Origin of the sequence: Desulfocurvibacter africanus subsp. africanus DSM 2603, from assembly GCF_000422545.1 — a bacterium.
Taxonomy (GTDB): domain Bacteria; phylum Desulfobacterota; class Desulfovibrionia; order Desulfovibrionales; family Desulfovibrionaceae; genus Desulfocurvibacter; species Desulfocurvibacter africanus.
On record NZ_KE383874.1, the window covers coordinates 205,143 to 225,552 of the forward strand.

The 20,410-nt window shown below is 62.0% G+C and carries 19 protein-coding genes; 15 read left to right on the forward strand and 4 right to left on the reverse strand.

Translation table 11 applies throughout. The annotated features are described in order from the left end of the window. Window positions 1-8: 8 nt before the first annotated feature. Together H585_RS0120385 and H585_RS0120390 are read right to left on the reverse strand one after the other, a co-directional pair. On the reverse strand, window positions 9-1,043 hold the full coding sequence (locus H585_RS0120385; RefSeq protein ID WP_027369203.1) for a PDDEXK nuclease domain-containing protein: 1,035 nt from the start codon (window positions 1,041-1,043) through the stop codon (window positions 9-11). A gap of 131 nt (window positions 1,044-1,174) precedes the next feature. Then, window positions 1,175-2,074 carry a restriction endonuclease gene (locus H585_RS0120390; protein WP_027369204.1) on the reverse strand — a complete coding sequence of 300 codons (900 nt, stop codon included), beginning with the start codon at window positions 2,072-2,074 and terminating at the stop codon, window positions 1,175-1,177. A gap of 470 nt (window positions 2,075-2,544) precedes the next feature. Here H585_RS0120390 and H585_RS0120395 point away from each other — a divergent pair, with 470 nt between their 5' ends. Further along, entirely contained in the window at window positions 2,545-3,591 is a 1,047-nt protein-coding gene (locus tag H585_RS0120395) for a virulence RhuM family protein (RefSeq protein WP_027369205.1), read from the forward strand. A gap of 229 nt (window positions 3,592-3,820) precedes the next feature. On the opposite strand, the gene H585_RS0120400 is transcribed toward H585_RS0120395, so the two are convergent. Next, complete coding sequence (locus H585_RS0120400) at window positions 3,821-4,522, reverse strand: outer membrane protein (protein WP_027369206.1); 702 nt, start codon at window positions 4,520-4,522, stop codon at window positions 3,821-3,823. 668 nt (window positions 4,523-5,190) lie between these two features. On the opposite strand from H585_RS0120400, the gene H585_RS23350 reads away from it, so the two are divergent. From H585_RS23350 to H585_RS0120475, 13 genes are all read left to right on the forward strand, one after another. Beyond that, complete coding sequence (locus H585_RS23350) at window positions 5,191-5,385, forward strand: hypothetical protein (protein WP_034628623.1); 195 nt, start codon at window positions 5,191-5,193, stop codon at window positions 5,383-5,385. Window positions 5,386-5,548: 163 nt separating this feature from the next. Beyond that, window positions 5,549-6,184, forward strand: a complete 636-nt coding sequence (locus H585_RS0120410; RefSeq protein ID WP_027369207.1) for a LysE family translocator — start codon at window positions 5,549-5,551, stop codon at window positions 6,182-6,184. A 309-nt stretch (window positions 6,185-6,493) separates the two neighbouring features. Beyond that, window positions 6,494-6,733 (forward strand): CopG family ribbon-helix-helix protein, encoded by a 240-nt coding sequence (locus H585_RS0120415; protein WP_027369208.1) that lies wholly within the window; start codon window positions 6,494-6,496, stop codon window positions 6,731-6,733. Then, window positions 6,723-7,007: a type II toxin-antitoxin system RelE/ParE family toxin gene (locus H585_RS0120420; protein ID WP_027369209.1), complete on the forward strand. Its 285-nt coding sequence runs from the start codon at window positions 6,723-6,725 to the stop codon at window positions 7,005-7,007. Before H585_RS0120415 ends, H585_RS0120420 begins: the two co-directional genes overlap by 11 nt. Before the next feature lie 179 nt (window positions 7,008-7,186). Beyond that, the gene (locus H585_RS0120425) at window positions 7,187-7,822 is read left to right on the forward strand and encodes a TetR/AcrR family transcriptional regulator (protein ID WP_027369210.1); all 636 of its coding nucleotides are present in this window, start codon (window positions 7,187-7,189) and stop codon (window positions 7,820-7,822) included. Continuing rightward, complete coding sequence (locus H585_RS0120430) at window positions 7,819-8,865, forward strand: TRAP transporter substrate-binding protein (RefSeq protein WP_027369211.1); 1,047 nt, start codon at window positions 7,819-7,821, stop codon at window positions 8,863-8,865. Before H585_RS0120425 ends, H585_RS0120430 begins: the two co-directional genes overlap by 4 nt. A 201-nt stretch (window positions 8,866-9,066) precedes the next feature. After that, window positions 9,067-9,573 (forward strand): TRAP transporter small permease, encoded by a 507-nt coding sequence (locus H585_RS21945; protein ID WP_081678729.1) that lies wholly within the window; start codon window positions 9,067-9,069, stop codon window positions 9,571-9,573. Continuing rightward, window positions 9,574-10,887, forward strand: coding sequence for a TRAP transporter large permease (locus H585_RS0120440; RefSeq protein WP_027369212.1), 1,314 nt, complete (start codon window positions 9,574-9,576; stop codon window positions 10,885-10,887). A 266-nt stretch (window positions 10,888-11,153) separates the two neighbouring features. Beyond that, window positions 11,154-12,029, forward strand: coding sequence for an NAD(+) diphosphatase (gene nudC, locus H585_RS0120445; protein ID WP_027369213.1), 876 nt, complete (start codon window positions 11,154-11,156; stop codon window positions 12,027-12,029). 280 nt (window positions 12,030-12,309) lie between these two features. Then, entirely contained in the window at window positions 12,310-12,828 is a 519-nt protein-coding gene (locus H585_RS0120450; protein ID WP_027369214.1) for a hypothetical protein, read from the forward strand. Then, on the forward strand, window positions 12,825-13,577 hold the full coding sequence (locus tag H585_RS0120455) for a hypothetical protein (RefSeq protein WP_027369215.1): 753 nt from the start codon (window positions 12,825-12,827) through the stop codon (window positions 13,575-13,577). Before H585_RS0120450 ends, H585_RS0120455 begins: the two co-directional genes overlap by 4 nt. 268 nt (window positions 13,578-13,845) lie before the next feature. Next, window positions 13,846-14,646 (forward strand): EFR1 family ferrodoxin, encoded by an 801-nt coding sequence (locus H585_RS0120460; protein WP_027369216.1) that lies wholly within the window; start codon window positions 13,846-13,848, stop codon window positions 14,644-14,646. A gap of 625 nt (window positions 14,647-15,271) precedes the next feature. Next, entirely contained in the window at window positions 15,272-16,429 is a 1,158-nt protein-coding gene (locus H585_RS0120475) for a hypothetical protein (protein ID WP_027369218.1), read from the forward strand. A gap of 427 nt (window positions 16,430-16,856) precedes the next feature. On the opposite strand, the gene H585_RS0120480 is transcribed toward H585_RS0120475, so the two are convergent. Continuing rightward, window positions 16,857-19,136, reverse strand: coding sequence for an autotransporter family protein (locus H585_RS0120480; protein WP_027369219.1), 2,280 nt, complete (start codon window positions 19,134-19,136; stop codon window positions 16,857-16,859). 671 nt (window positions 19,137-19,807) lie between these two features. On the opposite strand from H585_RS0120480, the gene H585_RS0120485 reads away from it, so the two are divergent. Then, complete coding sequence (locus tag H585_RS0120485) at window positions 19,808-20,293, forward strand: Fur family transcriptional regulator (protein WP_027369220.1); 486 nt, start codon at window positions 19,808-19,810, stop codon at window positions 20,291-20,293. The last annotated feature ends 117 nt before the right edge of the window (window positions 20,294-20,410 follow it).

Here is a 20,410-nt window from a genome sequence, read left to right on the forward strand (position 1 = left end):
TTGCGTGCTCAGTCTTCAATCCCCTCCAGCAAGGCTGCGATCTCTTCCGGCTGGGGCAGTTGTCCTTTCAGTTCCTTGGGCAGCGTCTTGGTGATTTCATAAGTCGCCACGCCGATGGGCTTGCGGGCATCGTGCAGGGCATATTCAACAATGGTGCGGCTCTTTTCCTTGCAGAGAATGATGCCGATGGAGGAGTTCTCGTCCTCCTGCCGGACCTGCCGGTCCAGCGCGGTCAGGTAAAACTGCATCTTTCCGACGAACTCCGGCCTGAATTTGCCTATTTTCAGCTCGATGGCCACCAGGCAGCGCAACCGCCGATGAAACAGCAGCAGGTCGATAAAGAACTCTTCGCCATCGACCTCCAGCCGGTACTGACTGCCCATGAAGGCGAACATGCCTCCCATGGCCCGCAGGAAGCCTTCGATCCGGGCGATGAGCGCCTGCTCCAGCTCCCGTTCGCCGTGCTCCTCGCCCAGTTCCAGGAAATCGAAAGTGTACTCGTCCTTCACCGCCAGCTTGGCCTGGGCGCGCAGCTCGGGCGTCAGCGCCTGGTCGAAATTGGTCTGGCCGAGCAGGGATTTTTCGTAGCTCTGGTTGTCGATCTGGTGAATAAGGACATTCTTGGACCAGCCGAATTTGCGGGTCATGCGGATGTAGAATTCACGTTCCAGGGGGTCCTTGCAGCGCTGGAAAATCACCAGGTTATGAGTCCATCCGATTTGTGCAACCAGTGGTTGCACTCGCTTGTCGTCGCGGTAAAGAAGGTAAAACTCCCGCATGTAGAAGACATTGCGCCGGGAAAAACCGCTGATTCCCGGAAACTCCGTCCGCAGGTCATTGGACAACTGTTCGGCGATGGCTGTGCCATGTTCGGCATCCCTCTGCCGTTCCACGATCATGCGCCCGATATCCCAGTACAACCCGACCAGCTCGGTATTGACCGCTTTCAGCGCCGCGTACTGCGCCGAACGGACGCGTTCTTTCACCTCGGCGAGAAGGTGCGCGTAATCCGGGCCGGGATTGTTTTTTTTCAATTCGCTCATTCCTTTCTCCGCTTTCATGATCCTGGCCCGTTTCCGCCGAAGGCCCCGATCAATTTCCCGGCGTCGGGAAATTGATCCCGGACCATGTTCGTGCTGCCACGAAAATGGTCTGCCTGTTGCTCCCTCCTTCCCTACTCCCCATTAAAATAATCCCCGTCAATCCGCTTCACCTGATACGTGGCCCGTGTCGACACGCCCACATTGAACTCGATCATCAGCTCCGCAAGGCGCTTGCCATCGATGAGCACCACCTTGGAATCGATGCCGGCGGCATACTCGACAGCACCTTGGGCAAACGTGCCTGTGGTGATGAACACGCCCTTGCGGGCATGCTTGCCGTGCAGGGCGCCGACGAACTTCTGGACCTCCGGCCTGCCCACGGTGCCCTCCCAGCGTTTGGCCTGCAGGTAGATCAGGTCCAGGCCGAGCCGGTCCTCCTTGATGATGCCGTCGATGCCCTCGTCACCGCTTTTGCCCACGGCCATGCCCGCATCATGCATGGTGCCGCCGTAGCCCATGCCGACCAGCAGCTCGACCACCAGTCGCTCGAAGAACTGCGGCGTGCATGATTTGACCTGCTCAAGAATCTCCAGGGCCAACCCGCCCCGCATCTGCTGAAAGGCAGTCTCCAGGGTCTCTTCCGGGGTTTCGCCTGTCCGGGTTTCCTCCACTGGCTTCTTGTCCGTGGTTTTCTCGCGGAAGGCATTGAATTCCGGGTATTGCTGGAGAAACTCTATGTTGATGCGCTGGGGCTTGGTCCGGAGGGCTTCCCGGCCGCGCTCGGTGATCTGGTAGTGGCCCCTCCGGGGCCGTGTAAGCAGCCCGGCCCGCTGCAGGTAGACACTGGCCCAGGCCACGCGGTTGTTAAAGACCTGTTGTGTCCCGCTGGGCAGGAGTTCCTCGCGCTCTGCTGGCGTGAGGTTGAAACGCTCGGCAAGGGCTTCGCGGTGCTCAGCCATGGAGCGAACCTTGCCGTCACTGGCCAGTTCGAGCAGTGGCAGCATGATGGTTTGGAAGTCTGGGATCGGCAAGGCGTTCTCCTGGGTACGATTCAAAGCGTGGCCCGCATACGGGTTGCCTTGTGGGCATATCGGAGCACACGCAAGATGCATCGTGGGATGGATAAGGTCAATATGCAGTGTAGGGGCGGGTTTGAAACCCGCCCGTACAACCCACCTACGTCATACCATCCACGTCTCGGTGGCGTATTCGGCAGGCGTTTCGCGAATCTCCGTAGAGGCAGGTCCATGTATCTGCCCGCTTCCACGGCAAGTGCCGGATGGGCTTAAATCAGCCTGCCAATGTACCATGCGGCCCCAGGCTTGCCCTGTGTCGATCCGTACGGTAGGCCATTAACTCTGCAAACAAGGACAAGGGTTCTCAGGTGATATCGATCCGGCGCATGTGCATTGGGCAATTACGATCTGGTCGTCACCGGCGAATTCCATAATTTCCGCACCCAAAGGGCACCACGGCTGACAAACATCCGGAGCCTGTAATCATGACCGAAAGCACCCCTGTTCCAAACGGCGAGTTCCTGCTCTACGAGACCGAGGACGGCAAGGCCCGCGTGGAGTGCCGGTTCGAGGATGACACGCTGTGGTTGACCCAAGCCCTGATGGCGGAACTCTTTCAGGTCAAGGTGCCCACCATCAATGAGCATCTGAAAACTCTTTATTCGGACGAGGAGTTGCGTCCCGAGGCAACTATTAGGAAATTCCTAATAGTTCGACAGGAGGGCAGTCGTCAGGTCACCCGCAACCTTGATCACTATAGCCTGGAAGCTATCCTTGCCGTTGGCTACCGCGTGCGTTCCCTTCGCGGAACCCAGTTCCGCCGCTGGGCCACCGAGCGATTGAAAGAGTATCTGGTCAAAGGCTTCACCCTCGATGACGAGCGCCTGAAGAATCCCCCGAGGCCCGGCTCCGGCGTGCCGGACTACTTCGATGAGCTGCTCGAGCGCATCCGCGACATTCGCGCCAGCGAGCGTCGCATGTATCTGCGGGTGAAGGAAATCTTTGCTCTGGCCGGCGACTACGTGCCCTCGAGCGCGGAAACGGAGGTTTTCTTCAGGACTATCCAGAACAAGTTGCATCACGCCGCGACAGGCCGGACCGCCGCGGAGCTGATTGTCGAGCGCGCCGCCCACGCGCAACCCAACATGGGCCTGACCACCTGGAAGGGCAGCAGGGTCTGCAAGGCCGACGTCACCGTGGCCAAGAACTACCTGCACGAAGACGAAATCTCCGAGCTGAACCGCATCGTGGTCATGTGGCTGGACTTTGCCGAGGGCCAGGCAAAGCGCCGCAAGCAGGTCTTCCTGAAGGACTGGGAAATCAAGCTCGATGAGTTCCTGAAGTTCAACGAATACGACGTGCTGCGCAATGCCGGGAAGATCAGCAAGGAGGAGGCGGATTTCCACGCGCATCACGAGTACGAGCAGTTCGCTGCCCGCCGCCGGGCGCAGCTTGAAGCCCAGGGCGAAGAGGATTCCCTGAAGATGCTCGAGGAGGTTGCGAAGCGGCTGCCGGTAACAAAGAGCAAATGAAACGCACTTCGAGCATGGATGGCGACACGGGGTATTTCGTCTCCTCGCCCCTTTCATGCGCCCTCCCTCCTGCTGCCTGCCACTGCGAATGCCCTTCCTGCCCATGATGCCGATAGCGGGGTGCGAGGCATGCGGAGCGTGGGGGAAGGCGGCATGAGTCTGGCGGGCGAGGGAAAAAAGAAAGGCCCGACACTGTCGGGCCTAGGCTGTGTCGCAATCCGGAGTCGGGCTAGAACGCATATCTGAGTCCAAGCAGCATGTCGTGGCGCCAGACGTCGGCTTCAACCTTGTAAAAAGCTATTTCAACATCCACGCCTGCAGGGCCGAGGTAGGCGAAGCGGTAGGACGCATCCAGGGTCAGCTGCTCCGTCAGGGCGAAGCCCACGCCCGCGCCTATGTCGGCCGTGAAGTTGACGTTCGTGTCCTTTTCGGTACCTGCATCAAAGCCGTCTGTGATCCTTTTGACGTCCGTCTTTAGGATGGCCAGCCCGAGTCCGGCCTGTACGAAGGGCGTGAACCTGGACCGATTGCGGAAGTCGTAATAGCCGTTGAGCATGAGTACGTCCGCGCTCACCTCGGCCTCAAACCTCTCGTTGGTGGTAAACCCGAGCACGGTAACGTCGCCCTGCCATGAGAAGTCGGCGTCGTTCATGTGCGTGTACTCCAGCTCCACACGCACCGGAAGTTCAGACGACTTGTAGAAGTCCCATCCCAAAGCCAGACCCACGACAGGAACCACGTCAGATTCATCATCGACATCTACAGTATTACTGGTATCCATAACTTCGAGATCCAGATCGTCCGCCTGCGCGACGCCCGCACCGGCCTTTACCGAGGCATAGAAGCCCAGCTGTTGTGTTTCGGCCAGGGCTGATTCATGCAAAGCAAAGCACAAGGCCATAGATGTGACCAGCAGCACATATCGTTTCATAGCCATTCTCCCTGTTTGATCTGGATATATCGACTGTTAAATTTATTGTCAAAGCAGATCATTGTTTAGTTAACAATTCCAGATGCTTTACCAAGCTAAGCAACGCCCGTACGACAGCTGCTGCACACTTTTACTCGCGCCACAATACAGCGCATTGACCAGCCGAATGCAGTGCAGAGACATCAGTTCAACATTGCACATGCACCAGACAGACCCGACAGCCCAATGCCGTCTACCATGTCCCTCCACGTGGGCGCGGAAACCAATTGGCGATCTTGCTGGGAGATTTGCCGCCCATGGATGCAGCCAAGACCATCCGGCCTTGCAGCCTGAAGAGGCTTGCCCGGCTGTTTTTCGATCCACCTGTTGCCCAATACGCCAGCTGTCGCTTGCCTCCTGAATGCCGTTCACCACTCCCCTGGCAGGCAATGCTAACACTGTACATGCAGCCCAAGCCATGCGGCCACCCGATATGCTGACTCCGTGCGGACTTATACGCAGAAGAAGTGCCCGGAATCGAAAACACGTTTCCGAATGCCGCGCCTGACGCGGCTGACGCGGGACTGACTTGAGGCGCTGCCGAGCATTGGCATTCCACTGTCATTCAACTGTCAAATCGTCTGACAATTCGTCTGACAATTTCACCCTGCGTCCACGGCATCCTCGGGGTGTGCGAGACGAAAAGGGTGGACCTCCTGCGGGATGTGTTCGCCTGGGCCTACGGGCGGTCCTGCGGCTACTACGCCGCTCAGCGCCAGGAGTTGAAGGTGTCCGAGAAGGCGCGGCTCACCTACCGCCAGGATCGGACCAGGGCCACCAGGCAGGTGGTCGAACAGCTGGTCAGTAGAGCAGATTGCCTTTAAGACGCCCGCTCCGGCATTGACGGCGCAGGTGAATTGCGCCTACGCCGACGCACGGCTTGCAGAGCATTTTCAAAAGCAGAATGCTCTATTGTACCTCACGCCTTGCCGCCCGCAGTGGGCGTCACTGCGTATAGACAGACAAAGCGCTTTGGGAGGGACCAGCGTGGAAAGCATCCTTGCCTTGGCAGGCATTCTGTTGGCCGTGCTGCTTGCAGCCATGAGCCCAGGACCTAGCTTCCTGGCCGTGGCGCGCATCTCGATCTCCGAGTCGCGCGCAAATGGCATCGCCGCCGCAGTCGGCATGGGCCTTGGCGCCGTCACCTTGGCCATACTGGCCCTGCTCGGCCTGACCGCCCTGTTCAAGAGCGTTCCCTGGCTGTACGTGGCCCTGAAGCTCGCCGGCGGAACCTACCTGGTCTACATCGGCATCTCGATCTGGCGCGGGGCCAAAAAGCCCCTGTGCCTGCAGCCCACGGGAGCCGCCAATAACAGATCATGGTGGAGCGCCCTGCGCACGGCCCTGTGCATACAGCTCAGCAATCCCAAGGCGGCAGTGTTCTACGGCAGCATCTTCGCCACCCTGCTGCCCAAGCATCCGTCCCTCACGGTCACGCTCATGCTGCCGCTGCTCGTCCTGCTGATCGAAATCAGCTGGTACTTCGTGGTGGCCCTGCTCTTGTCCGCAAGCGGCCCGCGCTGCGCCTACCTGCGCGCAAAGCTCTGGATCGACCGCCTGGCCGGCGGAGTCATGGGGCTGCTGGGCGTGAAGCTCATCGCTTCGACGGATGGGCTGGCGTAGGGCACAACCAGTTCACGCCCGACAATGTGGTCGAGTTCAGGAACTGCGCCTTTATCCACGAGGACGACCTCAGCGAAGAGCAGCGCATGGCCCTGGCCCGAGAGACCAGGAAAACCGCTGCCTGGCCTAGCCCCGGCCGGACCTGGAGAGCGCTTCCCCGATCAGCAAAGACGAGCAGAGACGAGCAAAGCCGCCCGAGAGGCGGCTTTTTTGTTGCCGCGGGCGCGTGGGCAGCGCCGTTGGGAACTGCTGATCTCCAGGTTTGACGCACCTGTGTGCCATGTGTACATTGCATACATAGAGGTGCTTATGCCCACAGTGACGACCAGGCTGGATAACGAAACCCAAGCCAAGCTCGAGGCCTTGGCCAAGGCTACGGACCGCTCCCGCTCGTGGCTGGTGGCCGACGCGATCCGGCGCTATGTCGAGGAGGAAAGCTGGCAGGTTGCCGCCATAGAAGAAGGAGTCCGGCAGGCCGATGCCGGGGATTTCGCTTCGGACGAAGAGGTGAAGCAGGCCTTTGCCAAGTGGGACGTGAATGCCGGCTAGGCCGGTGCGCTGGCTGCGTCAGGCCTTGCGCGACATGGACGAAATTGCCACCTTCATCGCCATGGATGATCCGCGCACGGCCCGTGATGTGGCCGGCCGCATCTGGGGGGCGGCCGGAACGCTTGGCCAATCGCCGGAACGGGGGAGGATCGGGCGAGTGCCCGGAACCAGGGAACTGGTCCTGCCCAGCTTGCCGTATTTTCTGGCCTACCGCGTGCGAGAGGGCGAGGTGCAGATCCTGCGTGTCATCCATCAGCGTCGGCAGCGGGAATAAAACGGTCGTTTCACCCCACGCCGGTCACCTCAATGGCCGTCACGCCCCACGCCGGCCGTCTCGCCCTACCCCCGTTATCTCAAAGGAATTGACGCCCCTGGCCCAAGGGGATATGTCTGCGCAATAAAAATGACCGTCGGTCACTGAGTGACCAGCGGTCACCGGGCGGATGCATGCGCATGGGCTCAAAGCAGCAGGAAAAATCTCACCAGACCATGGTCGAGCTCATGGACGCGGCCATGGAGCTCTTCGCGCGCAAGGGCTTTCGCGAAACGTCGGTAGCCGAGATCACCCGCCACGCCGGCTATGCCAAAGGCAGCTTCTATCGCCACTGGCCGAGCAAGGACCAGCTCTTCCTGCAGATCGTGGAACGCAAACTGGCCCAGTACCGCGCCAGCCGGGACGAGCGCATCGCCACGGCCGGCGACCTGGAAGGGGCCATGCGCATCATCTGGGATTTTCTGCAGGACATGGTCGCGGACCGCAACTGGGCCAAGGTCTTTCTGGAGTTCACCGTGCACGCGGCGCGCGATCCCGAACTGCGCCGCATCATGCGCCTGGACCAGCACCGTTTGTCCGAGGATCTCTTCGCGCGCCTGATCAGGCCGTTTGCCCCGCCCGGCTTTCCCGTAGAGAAGCTCGGGGCGCTCAATACCGCGCTGTTCGAGGGCTTCATGGTCCACAATGCCCTTGAGACCGGGGTCCTCGACCTGCACGACGTGCGCGAGGCCGCCGTGGCCCTGGCCCTGGACATGGTACGCCGCCTTGCGCCGACTCAGGCTCCCATCTCTCAACCGACCGGAGGACCGGCATGAAACGAACCAGCCCGACCGCCCTGGCCACCCTGGCCGCCCTGGCCGCCCTGGGCGTTCTTTGCGTCATGGCGCTCTGCGCCGCGCTGCCCCCTGTTGCCCAGGCCGGGACGCGCCTGACCTATTCCTGTTTCTTCCCGCCCACGCACGTGCAGTCGCAGCTTGCCGAGGCGTGGTGCAAGGAGGTCGAGAAGCGCACGAACGGCGAGGTGGCCGTCGACTTCTTCCCCGGCGGCACCCTGACCAAGGCCGAAGAGGCCTACGACGGCGTGGTCCAGGGCATGTCGGACCTCGGCTTCTCCGTCCTGGGCTATTCCCGCGGGCGCTTCCCGGTCATGGCCGCCGTGGACCTGCCCCTGGGCTACAGGTCCGGCTGGGCCGCCACCCAGGTCGCCAATCAAGTCTACGCGCACTTCAAGCCCGCCGAGTTCAATGACGTGCAGCCCATGTATTTCCACGCCCATGGGCCGGGACTGCTGCACACGGCGAAAAAGGAAGTCCGCAAGCTCGAGGACCTGCAGGGGCTCAAGCTGCGCGCCACCGGCAATTCCGGGCAGTTGGTCAAGGCCCTGGGCGGCACGCCCGTGGCCATGTCCATGCCCGACTCCTACCAGGCCATCCAGAAGGGCGTGGTCAACGGCGGCATGTACCCGGTGGAGACCAACAAGGGCTGGAACATGGCCGAGGTCGTGCACTTCATGACCGAGACCCAGCCCGTGGCCTACACCACGACCTTCTTCGTGGTCATGAACAAGGCACGCTGGGAATCCCTTTCGCCCAAGGCCCGGCAGGCCATCGCCGCGATCAACGTCGAGTGGGCCGAAAAGCACGCCCAGGCCTGGGACGCGAGCGACGTGGTCGGCATGGAGTTCTTCAAGTCCAAGGGCGGCAAGGTCCTGCCCCTGAACAACGGCGAGGCCGAGCGCTGGATCAAGGCCACCGAGCCGCTGCTGGCCCAGTATGTCCAGGAGGCCAAGGCCAAGGGCCTCGACGGCCAGGCCGTGCTCAACTTCGCCAGGCAGGCCTTGCGCAAGGCGCAGCAGTAGCCGCTCCGTAACAAACGCTTGCGAGGCCGGGCGGCGCCAGCTCCCCGGCCTCTGGTTTGAAGCAGATTGCATTTGAAATGGGGGGTCCAGGGGCATCATTTCCCTGGTGGGAGGGTCTGGGAGGGCAAAGCCCTGCCCAGTTTCTGCCAGCTCTTGTGCACCATGCTCGTAACTTCGACCACGCATCAAGGACGATTCCCGATGACTGAGCATGTTCCGAACCCCGGCCGGCCCTCGGCCCGGCTCTTTTCCGGCCTTGAGGGCGGCATGAAGGTCGTGGCCGCGGCATGCCTCATGGGCATGGCCGTGGTCACCGGCCTCGATGTGGCGGGCCGGGCGGCAATGAACACGCCGCTGTTCGGCTCCGAGGAGATCACCTCCATCCTGGCCGCCCTGGTCGTGGGCTTCTCCCTGCCCTACGCCCACAGCCAGGGCAGCCACATAGGAGTGGAGGTCGTGTACCAGCGGCTGGGACGGCGCGCCCGCAGGATGCTCGATTTCTGCACGCGTCTTGTCTCGGCAGCCCTGTTCGGCGAGATCGCGCGGCAGATGTGGGCCTACGGCCTGGACAAGCGGGCGGTCGGCCAGGTGTCCATGAACCTGGGCCTGCCCACTTATTATGTGCTTTTCGCCCTGGCGGGCTGCTTCGCGGTGTTCGCCCTGTTCCAGCTGCGCGACGCGCTGCGGGCGCTCAAGGGGGACCGCTAGATGGAACCCACCCTGGCCGGCATTGTCGGCATCGTGGCCATGCTGGCCCTGTTCACGACGCGCATGCCCGTGGCCTACGTCATGACCCTGGTCGGCTTCGCGGGCTTCGCCCTGCTCATCTCGCCCCAGGGCGCACTGAGCATGCTGTCGCGCACCTACTACGACACCTTCTCGTCCTATGCCCTGTCGACCATCCCGCTGTTCATCCTCATGGGCCAGCTGGCCTTCAACTCCGGCATCAGCAAGCGGCTCTACGAGTGCGCGTACCAGTTCCTGGGCCATATCCGGGGCGGCCTGGCCATGGCCACGGTGGCGGCCTGCACCGCCTTCGGCGCGGTCTGCGGCTCCAGCCCGGCCACGGCCGCGACCATGGCCATGGTCGCCATTCCCGAAATGAAGCGCTACGGCTATGCCGATTCCCTGGCGGCCGGCTCGGTTGCCGCGGGCGGCAGCATGGGCATGATCATGCCGCCCAGTGTCGTGCTCATCATCTACGGCGTGCTCACCGGCCAATCCATCGGAGCCCTGTTCGTGGCCGGCATCCTGCCCGCCATCGTGCTCACGCTGCTGTTCATCGTGGCCATCGCCATCCAGTGCCGCCTGCGGCCGAACCTGGGCCGGGGCGGCGAGCGCGGCGATGCTGCGGCGCGCCTGCGCTCCCTGCTGGGCCTGGCCGACACCCTGGCCATCTTCCTGCTGGTCATCGGCGGCATGTTCTTCGGGCTGTTCACGCCCACGGAGGCCGCCAGCGTCGGCGTGCTGGGCATCATCGCCCTGTCGCTGCTCAAGCGGCAGCTGAGCTGGAAGGCCTTTGCCGACTCGCTCTACGAGACCCTGCGCACATCGGCCATGGTGCTCTTCCTGGTTGCCGGCGCCTCGGTCTTCGGCAAGTTCCTGGCCGTGACGCGCATCCCCTTCGACGTGGCCGGCTGGGTCGCGGCCATGGATCTCCCGAACGTGCTCATCATGGCCCTGATCCTGGGCATCTATATGATCGGCGGCTGCTTCATGGACGCCCTGGCCCTGGTCATGCTGACCATCCCGGTTTTCTATCCCGTGGTGCAGCACCTGGGCTACGACCCCATCTGGTTCGGCGTGATCATCGTGCTCGTGACCCAGATCGGCGTCATCACCCCGCCGGTCGGCATCAACGCATACGTGGTCTACGGCATGTGCCAGAAAATCGCGCCGTCGGTCACTTTGGAGGCCGTCTTCAAGGGCATCACGCCCTTCCTGCTGGCCATCATCTCCGGCATCGCGCTCATGATGCTCTTCCCGCAGATCGTGCTGCTGCTGCCGGGCCTGATGTATTAATGCAGATTGCATTTGAAATGGGGGGTCCAGGGGAATCATTTCCCTGGTGGGAGGGTCTGGGAGGGCAAAGCCCTGCCCAGTTTATGCCAGTTCTTGTGCAAAACGCCCTAAACCTTTCGCAGATATGCGGGCGGGGAGATCAGGTTGCGGCCATCTACGGCTTGCACTACACTTGAACATCCCCGCCTTTCTCTTCACGCTGCAATTTGGAGCAGATTGCTTTTAGAGCATTTTGCTTTTGAAAATGCTCTGAACCCGGAGACGCAATGAGATATCCTGATGCAAGCCGGTTGCCGCTGAACTCCTCCGTGCTCGGCAACCGCTTCCAGCCCGCTGCGCCAGTCCCTGACTCGGGCGAGGCGGGCTGCTGGCTCCTGTTTAGCGGGGAGGCCCTTGTGCTGGGCAGCGCGCCGGGACAGGCATCCCCCCTGTTCGAGCAGTTCCCGGATGACCTCGGGGCGCCCTGCAGGACCATCCGCATGGGCACATGGGACGGCAAACCCCTGCGCATCGCCGAACTCGGCAGGCAACCACTGCCTTCCGGCTACCGTGCAGCGCCCCTGCTGCACTTCTTTGCCAGGGAAGCCCTGGCCGACGATGTCCTGACCCTTGCCGGACGCGCCCAGCAGATCCTGGGCTGGGAACGCAACAGCAACGTGTGCCCGCATTGCGGCGGGCAGCCGGAAAGGCTTGCCGGGACCTGGGGCAAGCGCTGCACGGCCTGCGGGTACGAGCGCTACCCGCCCATCTTTCCCTGCACCCTGGTCCTGGTGCGCCGCGCCGATGAACTGCTCCTGGTGCGCAAACGGGAATGGCCGCAGGGCTACTACAGCCTTCCGTCAGGTTTCTGCGACTTCGCGGAGAGCCTGGAAGAGTGCGCCTGCCGGGAGGTCCTGGAAGAGACAGGCATCCGGATCACGAATCTTTGCTATGCCGGGAGCCAGAGCTGGCCGTTCCCGTCCCAGCTCATGGTCGGATTCACGGCGCAGTACGCAGCCGGTGAGCTCAGCATCGATCATGACGAGCTGGAGCATGCAGCCTGGTTTGCCCTGGACGCCCTGCCCCTGACGTTCTCCGCCAGGTCCATTGCCGGCTGGCTCATCCAGCGCGAACTCGCCCGCCATAGATCAGATTGCTTTTAAGACGCCTGCGCGGCGGCAAGCCATGCCGACACATGGCTTGCAGAGTATTTTCAAAAGCAAATGCTCTAGCCTGGAGAACAGCCGCAGGTAGGCCTTGCGTCCCTTGTGCCTGGTTCGAGATCCGGGGAACCACAACTCGCCGGCGGCTTCAACTTTCGATTGGCACTAAGCGTGGGAGGTTTTCGAGCCCCTAAGCTCAACAAGATTTGACATGGGGCATTAGTGAGGTAGAGTGGCATTCGCAATTCGCGAACAAAGAACAGGACGTCCAGGAGGTCCTATGCTGAAGCCCCAGGACATCGTCGTTCTGCTCAAGCTCACCACTTCTGATGCGAAAATCATAGCTGACTGGTCGTTTACCTCTCTTTCGGGCGAGCTGTTCATGAGCAGGTCCGAGGTGCATGCCAGCTTGAAGCGCGCCGAGAAATCCAAGCTGTACAGCAGCTCTCTGCGCAGGCCGAACAAGCTAAGATTATTGGAGTTCTTAAAGCATGGCCTGAAGTATGCGTTTCCCCTGGAGATCGAGGGGAAACCGCAACGGGGCATTCCGACAGCTGTCTCGGCTGAGCCCATGAGCAATCAGATGGGCCATGCTGGTACTTCCTACGTCTGGCCGGACCCGGAAGGTTCCATGGAGGGTGTAAGCGTGAAGCCGCTCTACAAGAGCGTCCCGGCCGCTGCCAAAAAGGACCCGAAGCTGTACGAGGTCCTGGCTCTCGTGGATAGCCTGCGCAGCGGCAGCGCACGTGAGTTCGAGGTCGCCTCCAAGGAGCTTGAGCGCAGGTTTGGCGCCGCATGATCGTCCGCAAAAACCTCGATCGAATCAGGGCGCAGATCGAGACATCCGCCCAGAGGCTTGGCCCTGTCCTGCCTGAAGTCGTCTATCTGGGAGGGGCAATTACGCCCCTCCTGCTCACGGAAGATACCCCCAAGGACGTGCGGTACACCCATGACCTCGATGTGATCATCGAGATCCTGACCAGAAAGGATTTCTACACTCTTCAGCACCAGCTCGCTGATTTGGGATTTCGGCAGCCGCCACCCGAAGAATGGGAGGAGGGAAAGCAGGCTCCCCTCTGCAGGTGGGTGCTCCCCCCGAGCCAGAGCTATCCCGACAAGATCATCATGGATATCATGCCGACCAGTCCGGATATCCTGGGACACACCAACAAGTGGTATGGGATGATCATCCAGCAAGGGCATACTTCATTGGCCCTGGAATGCGGGCTGGAGATCAGGCACGCGAGGGCTCCGTTTTTCCTGGCATCGAAGTTCGAGGCCTTTTTCGACCGGGGGATCGTTGACCCGACCATAAGCAAGGACCTTGAGGACATCGTGGAGCTGTTCAACGGGCGAAAGGAGCTACTGGATGAAGTAAGCCAAAGCCCTCAAGTGCTGCAGCAGGGCCTTGGCGACTACTGCAGACGTTTTCTGGCCGATCCGACCCTCGAAGAGGAACTTGCCGCCCACCTCATGGGCTCGTCCGCTTATCAGCGGGAGCGCTTGCCGAAGATTCAGGCCATCATCCAGGCAATCGCAGCGCTTTGATAAGGAATCGGCAGATACGGGAATTTCCCGCCTTCGGCAGCGGGCTCCCTGATCCTCCACGTCTTGTGCGTGGCTTAAATTTCCAGGGCAGCGGTACACTGTATCGAGCCCTGCGCCTGCGGGATGATCCGCCCTTGCAGGCAACCTGCAGCAATACCTTGCTTGCCAACAAGCCGCTAGTATATCAGAGTTCTTTTCAGTGCCGGCCTGCATGAGCATGTTTCCGAAGCAATGCACGCAAGGACTGACGCCTAATGGAGTAGATGCAATGAACATGGAATCCGTGAAACTGGTTTATTTCTCACCGACCGGAACGACACAGGCGGTTGCCCGCTCCATTGCGCAGGGCATGAATCCGGGCAGCCTGGAAGCGATCGACATCACCAGGCCGGAGGCACGCAGGCAGCCGCTGCTGACCTCGGAAAACGAACTGCTCGTGGTCGCGGTCCCCGTGTACATGGGCAGGGTGCCGGCCCTGGTGACGGAATGGCTGAATGCACTCCAGGCCCACGATACCCCCACGGTCTGCGTAGTGGTCTACGGCAATCGCGCCTATGAGGACGCCCTGCTCGAACTGAAAACCATCCTGACGCAATGCGGGTGCATTCCCATTGCCTGCGCGGCATACATCGGGGAGCACTCGTTCTCCAGTTCCGAGACGCCGGTGGCCCAAGGCCGTCCCGACAAGGCTGACTTGAGCCATGCACAGGCGTTCGGGCAGCGGATACGTGAGAAGCTGCAAGCCATTGCCTCGATTTCGCAAATCCCTGATGTACACGTGCCCGGCATTTATCCCTACACAAGAGATTCGAAGCTGTGGACCGTCGATTTCATCGCCGTGAATGATCAGTGCACGCACTGCGGCCTGTGCGCGGAGGTCTGCCCCACGGGCGCCGTCGACCCGCACGACAGTTCGCTGATCCAGCAGGAAATCTGCATCACCTGTTGCGCCTGCATCAAGAGCTGCCCCCAGAGCGCCCGAAGCATGAAGCCAAGCCCGGTGAAAGATGCCTCGATACGGCTGACTACCCTTTTCAAGGAACCCAAGCAGTCGGAATGCTTTTTATAGCGCATTTTGCTTTTGAACATGCTTTTGACAGGCCAGGGACTCCAACCTGGCCAACAGGATCAGCCGGGTGGTCAGGCCAAGGCAGCAGCACTGCGCCTGGGCCCGGCCGGACCTAGAGCAGATTGCTTTTAAGACGCCCGCTCCGGCGTTGACGGCGCAAGTGAATTGCGCCTACGCCTACGCGGCGGCAAGCCATGCCGACGCATGGCTTTTAGAGCATTTTCAAAAGCAAAATGCTCTAAAAGCGCTGCCCAGATCTGCAAAGATCAGCCAAGACAAGCAAAACGAGCAAAGCCGCCCCTGAGGGCGGCTTTTTTGTTGCCGTGGGGCTGCTTTTGCCGGGAATCTCAACTTATGACTGGTCCTATTCCAGGCGAGGGTTACAATTCCATTCCTCACCGGCGGATGAGCACGGAGGGACATTCTATATGGCACCGCGCGCGCATGGCCTGGAACAGATTGCTTTTATGACGCCCGCTCCGGCGCCCGCGGCGCAAGTGGATTGCGCCTGCGCCGAAGCTAGCGGCAAGCCCTGCGACGCTTGGCTTCAGAGCATTTTCAAAAGCAAAATGCTCTGAATTACTGAATGGAACCGGCCTCTGAGAAGACCGGTGAGGAGGAGACGATGAGGCCGGAAACAGACAGTTTCTCCCGCTTCGGCGGCGGCCCCTTCCAGGTCGTCCTGCGGAAAGTCGGCGCGTCCGGCGTCGGAGCCCGGATCGTGCTGATCCTGGCCTTCTGCTGGCTGCCGCTTGCCCTGCTGACGGCCTTGCAGGGCACGCTTCTCGGCGAATCCGTGCGGGTGGCATTCCTGGAGGACATAGTGGTCCAGACCCGGTTCCTCCTGGTCATGCCCCTGCTGCTGGCAGCCGAGGCGGTCATCGTGCCGCGGCTCAAGGGTACGGCGGACCAGTTCGCGCACTACAACCTGATCGCGGCGGCGGACGAGCCGGCTTTCGATGCCGCGGTGTCCGAGACCAGGCGCCGCAGGGAAAACCTGCTGGCCGAGGTTCTGGCCCTGCTGGCTCTCGCCCTCCTCGGGCTGTTCGAACCGCGCACCGAGCTATACGGGCCGCTGTCCACCTGGAAAATGCTGCTGATGCCAAGCGGGCTTGAGCACACGCCCGCAGGCTGGTGGCACAGCCTGCTCAGCCTGCCGGTCTACCGTTTTCTTCTGCTGCGCTGGCTCTGGCGCTATCTGCTCTGGGCGAGGTTTCTATGGCGTTTGTCCCGGCTTGGCCTGCGGCTGGAGCCAATCCATCCCGACCGCATGGGCGGGCTGGGCTTCCTGCCCAAGGGCCAGGCCGCGTTTGCTTCGATCGTCTTCGCCTTTTCCTGTTCCTTCGCAGGAGGCGTCGCCGGGCGCATACTTCATGCCGGCGAGAGCTTCAGGGCCTACTGGACAGTCGGCAGCGTGTTTATGATCTTGAATGCCGCCCTGGTCCTGTTGCCGCTGTTCGTCTTCATTTCGCGGCTTGCCTCGGTCAAGCGCCGGGGGCTGCAGGAGTATGGCGCCCTGTCCAGCCAATATGCCCTGAGTTTCGAAGGGAAATGGCTCCGGGGGCAACCACTCCGGGAGGATTTGTTGGGAACCGGGGACATCCAATCCCTGGCCGACCTCGACGCCACCTTCCAGAACATCCGGACCATGCGAGTCGTGCCTCTGGACCTGGCCCTGATCAAGGTCCTCGTCCTGGCCGCCTTTCTCCCGCTCCTGCCGCTTTTGCTGACAGAGCTTCCCCTGGTGGAGATTCTCAAACGCCTGGCGGGTGTACTGCTATGAGCGGGAGGGGCCGATCCTGCGGATTTCGCTGCACATCCGTCGTGCAGGCGAAAGCGTGTACGGGCGCGCATGCGGGAAAACAGTAACCAGCCTGCACCAGCCGGTAGGGCTTGATAGCGCAACGGGAGGCCGACGTCCCAGCCCGTGTTCCCCCTGAGCAAGCAGAAAGTCGGCCTCGCCGCTACGGCCGGCGTGCCGGCCTTTGCGGAGTCAGGGAAAAGGCTGGACCAATTCGGGCGAGCAGAACAGGATTTAATCCTACTTTAGGGCATCTTGAAAATGCTCTAAAGCCATGCCTCGGCATGGCTTGCCGTTTGCTTCGGTGCAGGCGCAATTCACTTGCGCCGTCAACGCCGGAGCGGGCGTCTTAAAAGCAATCCGCTCTAAGAGAAGGCAGCGCCCTGTCTCAGTTCAAAAGCAAATTGCCCTAGAATTCAAAGCGCAGGTTGACGAGCAGGCCGTGGGACTCGGTGTGCTCGCTGGTCTCGTTTGCGTAGATCAGCTCCAGGCGCCGGCCCTCACGGGACAGGACCAGGCCCAGGCGGCCGGCCAGGCGCGTGTCGTCCTCGTCCTGGACCACCTCGGCATCCGTTGTCGCGATGGTCTGGCGGACGCGCAGGTCGTTGTCGGTCAGGGCCTGGACTACGGCCAGGCTCGCGTAGGGCGTCAGCAGGGCCTCTTGCACCTGCCAGGAGCGCTGCAGGCGCAGGCCCGCGGAGCCGTCCAGGAACCACTCATCATAGTCCGCGTACGTAAGCGCGTTGGTCGCGCCCTGCTCGCTGTAGCCCGGCCGGTCCAGGTACAGGGCCGACAGCCCGGCCTCCGGGGTCAACTGCCAGGCGCCGAGGTACAAAGGATAGGCCAGGTTCGCGTCAACGCTTGCGGCCCAGCTGTCGTAGTCGGCCCTGGCCCGTTCATTCAGGCCCGCGTTGCGCTCTGTCTCGTGGTCGGTGCCTGCGGCCATGAGCGTGCCGGACAGGACCCAGCCGCTTAAGTCCTGGCCCGCGTAGAGGCCGGCGAACAGCGTGCGCTGGTCCTCGCGGTCCGTCTCGGAGAAGCTTGGGCCGGTCAGGTCGATGTCCGTCGTGGCATAGCCCGCGAAGCCGCCCACGAGCGTGCCGCCGGGTAGGAAGGTGTCGGCGCCAAGCTCCAGCCCGCCCGTGTCCGCCGTGTAGCCCGGGCTGTCGTCATAGGCCTCGCGCCGCGCGTGGCTGTACACTGGCTGCAGGTAGAAGCCGCCCTCTTGCACGCGCGAGCCGCCATACAAAAGGCCGCTCAGGGAGCCGTTGGCGGCCACCAGCACGGGCTCGCCGGTTCCGGTATTGCCCGAGTCGTCGGCCTGGGCCAGCAGGGTGCGCGTGCGCGCCGCGGGCAGCAGGGTGAATGTGCGGCCCGCAGCCAGGGTCGAGGCCAGGCCCAGGGCCGCGGAGTCGTACTGCGGGTCGTACTCGACGCGGGCCCGCAGCTGCGTGCCCGTGGTGGAGGTCGTCAGCCGGAAGTGCGGGTTGTATGAGCCCACGCTGCCGAAGCCGCTGCTGCCCAGAGTGGCCGCACTGACCAGGCTGACTGTGTTGCCGATGTCCTCGGCCGAGGGGTCCACCAGCAGGTTCCCCCCGAAGTTCGCCGTGCCCGCCACGCTCAGGGCGGGCGTTACGCCGCCGGGCAGGACCAGGCTCGTCCCGGCAGCCTGCGTGTAGTTCCCGCCAACGCTCAAGGCCGTGCCCCGGGTTACAACCAGCGAGCCCTGCGCAAGCTCGAAGTCGTTCGGCGCGCTCACGTTCCGGGCCAGGCTCCAGGCGCCTCCGCCGGTCTTGCGGATCATCGCCCAGGCCCCGGTGATGTTGAAGTCGACCTCCCCGCTGCCGTCCAGGATCAGGGAGGAGCTATTGTCCCCGGACACGTCCCCGTTCAGGATGCGTGTGCCTGTGGTCAGAATGGCGGTGGAATTATTATCCGCATAGACGGCGTAGGCACTCGTGCCCGTGGTCGAGATGCTGCCGGAATTGCTCACCGTGCTGTTGTCGTTTGCGTATAGGCCGTGGGCATCCGTGCCCGAGGTCGTGATGCTGCCGGAATTGCTCGCCGTGCTGTAGTATGAGAATAGGCCGGAGGCATTTTCGCCCGAGGTCGTGATGCTGCCGGAGTTGCGGGCCTCGCTGTTGGATACGTATAGGCCGAAGGCACCTTCGCCCGAGGTCGTGATGCTGCCGGAATTGCTCGCCGTGCTGTCTTGGCCTGCTAATAGGCCGTGGGAATCAAGGCCCGTGGTGGAGATGCTGCCGGAATTGCTCGCCGTGCTGTGGCTTCTTACGCGTATGCCGTAGGCATAGGAGCCAGTGGTGGAGATGCTGCCGGAATTGCTCGCCGTGCTGTAGCTTTGTGCCCATATGCCGTAGGCCTGCATGCCCGTGGTGGAGACGCTGCCTGCGGCGGCATTGACCGCGCTCTGTCCGCTCGCGACCAGCATGCCATTTTCATCGTTGCCCGCGGTGGCGATGGTCCCGTAGTTGACGGCATTGCCGGACAGGGTGGTCGTCCTGTAGCCGTGGTTGTCCTCGGCCGCGGCCCATCGGGGCGGCAACACGGCCCACAGGATTAACACGGCGAGGCATAGGCTGCGAATCGATGCATGCTGCATGCGTTTTACCCTCTCTTGTTCGCGCGACCGGGCCGCTCCGCGTCGGAAGGACGCGTGCTGCAGGGGCATGAAGAGCCCTCCCCTGCCGGAATGGCCGCAAGGGTTCGTAGTGGCGAAGCGATGCCCGCCCATGCACCGCACGAAGAGAGGACCGAGTCGTGCACCGATCCACACGCTACGGCTTTTCCGATATGCAGCGCAGACTTATGAGGCTTACCAGTAACGGAAAAACGCCTAACACCCTTCCAGATAAAAATATACCGACATTTGTCCTACAGGATAAGGCTTGGCCCTCCCGCTCTTCCGCACGTGAGGCCGATACCAGGCGCAAGGAGGCAGGCCGGGTCGCTTCGGAGCCTGAGCGCCCGGCCAGGGAAGCCGGCCCAGGCCCGGCCGGACCTGACGGGCGCTGCCCAGATCAGCCAAGACGAGCAGAGATCAGCAAAGACGAGCAAAGCCGCCCCTAAAGGCGGCTTTTTTGTTGCCGGAGTGCGTCAAGTCGGTTCGCTGACCATTTGCCCATAGCGACTACGGCCCACCCAGGAGCGCCGGTCCGGCTACCCGGAGGAGCAGCGGATGGCCTCGGGGGAAGGCGCTCCAGGGGCAGCACCCTGCGCAGGCACAGGCAGCTCGGCATTCTGTCCCATTCTGTCCGATAATCTCTTTTCAACTTGACGAATTCCGTGGAATCGAAGAGTCTCCTTAATAGGATAAATTCCTATCAAGGAGCTGATTACAATTTGGACAAGAACGTAATCGAAGAGCGAATGCACGCCTTGCTGCAAGCCTGCAGGGACGCCGGGGCAAGGTTGACGCCCCAGCGGATCGAGATATTCCGCGAGGTTGCCGGAAGCGAAGAGCATCCGGATGCGGAAATGATCTACCAGAGGGTCCGCGAGAGGCTTACGACGGTTTCACTGGACACCGTCTACAGGACGTTGTGGTGGCTGGCCGGATTGGGCCTGGTTGCGACAGTCGGACCGGCCAAGGAGAGCACGCGCTTTGATGCGAACCTGACCCGCCACCATCATTTCGTGTGTGTCCGCTGCGGCCTGACCCGCGATTTCTACAGCCCGGAGCTGGACAACCTGCAACTGCCCGCATCCGTGGCAGCCATAGGCTCCATTGAAAGGACCCAGGTCGAGGTCAAGGGGATCTGCCATGCCTGCGCCGGAAAACGGGAAACCGGTGTGTCCCTGTCCGAGGGGGAACCCGGCCAGGCCTGACCCCGGCCGAAAAGGCTTGCTACCCCTGGAGCAGGCAACAGATTTGAACAGCCGTAGCATGGCCAGTGCCCATGGAAATACTGAACAAAACATAAAGAATCATAATAAGGAGGCGCC

Excerpts from the sequence above, each read along its gene's own strand:
- H585_RS0120385 (WP_027369203.1), bottom strand. The coding sequence starts at position 1,043 with ATGAGCGAATTGAAAAAAAACAATCCCGGCCCGGATTACGCGCACCTT.
- H585_RS0120395 (WP_027369205.1), top strand. The coding sequence starts at position 2,545 with ATGACCGAAAGCACCCCTGTTCCAAACGGCGAGTTCCTGCTCTACGAG.
- H585_RS0120400 (WP_027369206.1), bottom strand. The coding sequence starts at position 4,522 with ATGAAACGATATGTGCTGCTGGTCACATCTATGGCCTTGTGCTTTGCT.
- H585_RS0120415 (WP_027369208.1), top strand. The coding sequence starts at position 6,494 with ATGCCCACAGTGACGACCAGGCTGGATAACGAAACCCAAGCCAAGCTC.
- H585_RS0120420 (WP_027369209.1), top strand. The coding sequence starts at position 6,723 with ATGCCGGCTAGGCCGGTGCGCTGGCTGCGTCAGGCCTTGCGCGACATG.
- H585_RS0120425 (WP_027369210.1), top strand. The coding sequence starts at position 7,187 with ATGGGCTCAAAGCAGCAGGAAAAATCTCACCAGACCATGGTCGAGCTC.
- H585_RS0120430 (WP_027369211.1), top strand. The coding sequence starts at position 7,819 with ATGAAACGAACCAGCCCGACCGCCCTGGCCACCCTGGCCGCCCTGGCC.
- H585_RS21945 (WP_081678729.1), top strand. The coding sequence starts at position 9,067 with ATGACTGAGCATGTTCCGAACCCCGGCCGGCCCTCGGCCCGGCTCTTT.
- H585_RS0120440 (WP_027369212.1), top strand. The coding sequence starts at position 9,574 with ATGGAACCCACCCTGGCCGGCATTGTCGGCATCGTGGCCATGCTGGCC.
- nudC (WP_027369213.1), top strand. The coding sequence starts at position 11,154 with ATGAGATATCCTGATGCAAGCCGGTTGCCGCTGAACTCCTCCGTGCTC.
- H585_RS0120450 (WP_027369214.1), top strand. The coding sequence starts at position 12,310 with ATGCTGAAGCCCCAGGACATCGTCGTTCTGCTCAAGCTCACCACTTCT.
- H585_RS0120455 (WP_027369215.1), top strand. The coding sequence starts at position 12,825 with ATGATCGTCCGCAAAAACCTCGATCGAATCAGGGCGCAGATCGAGACA.
- H585_RS0120460 (WP_027369216.1), top strand. The coding sequence starts at position 13,846 with ATGAACATGGAATCCGTGAAACTGGTTTATTTCTCACCGACCGGAACG.
- H585_RS0120475 (WP_027369218.1), top strand. The coding sequence starts at position 15,272 with ATGAGGCCGGAAACAGACAGTTTCTCCCGCTTCGGCGGCGGCCCCTTC.
- H585_RS0120480 (WP_027369219.1), bottom strand. The coding sequence starts at position 19,136 with ATGCCCCTGCAGCACGCGTCCTTCCGACGCGGAGCGGCCCGGTCGCGC.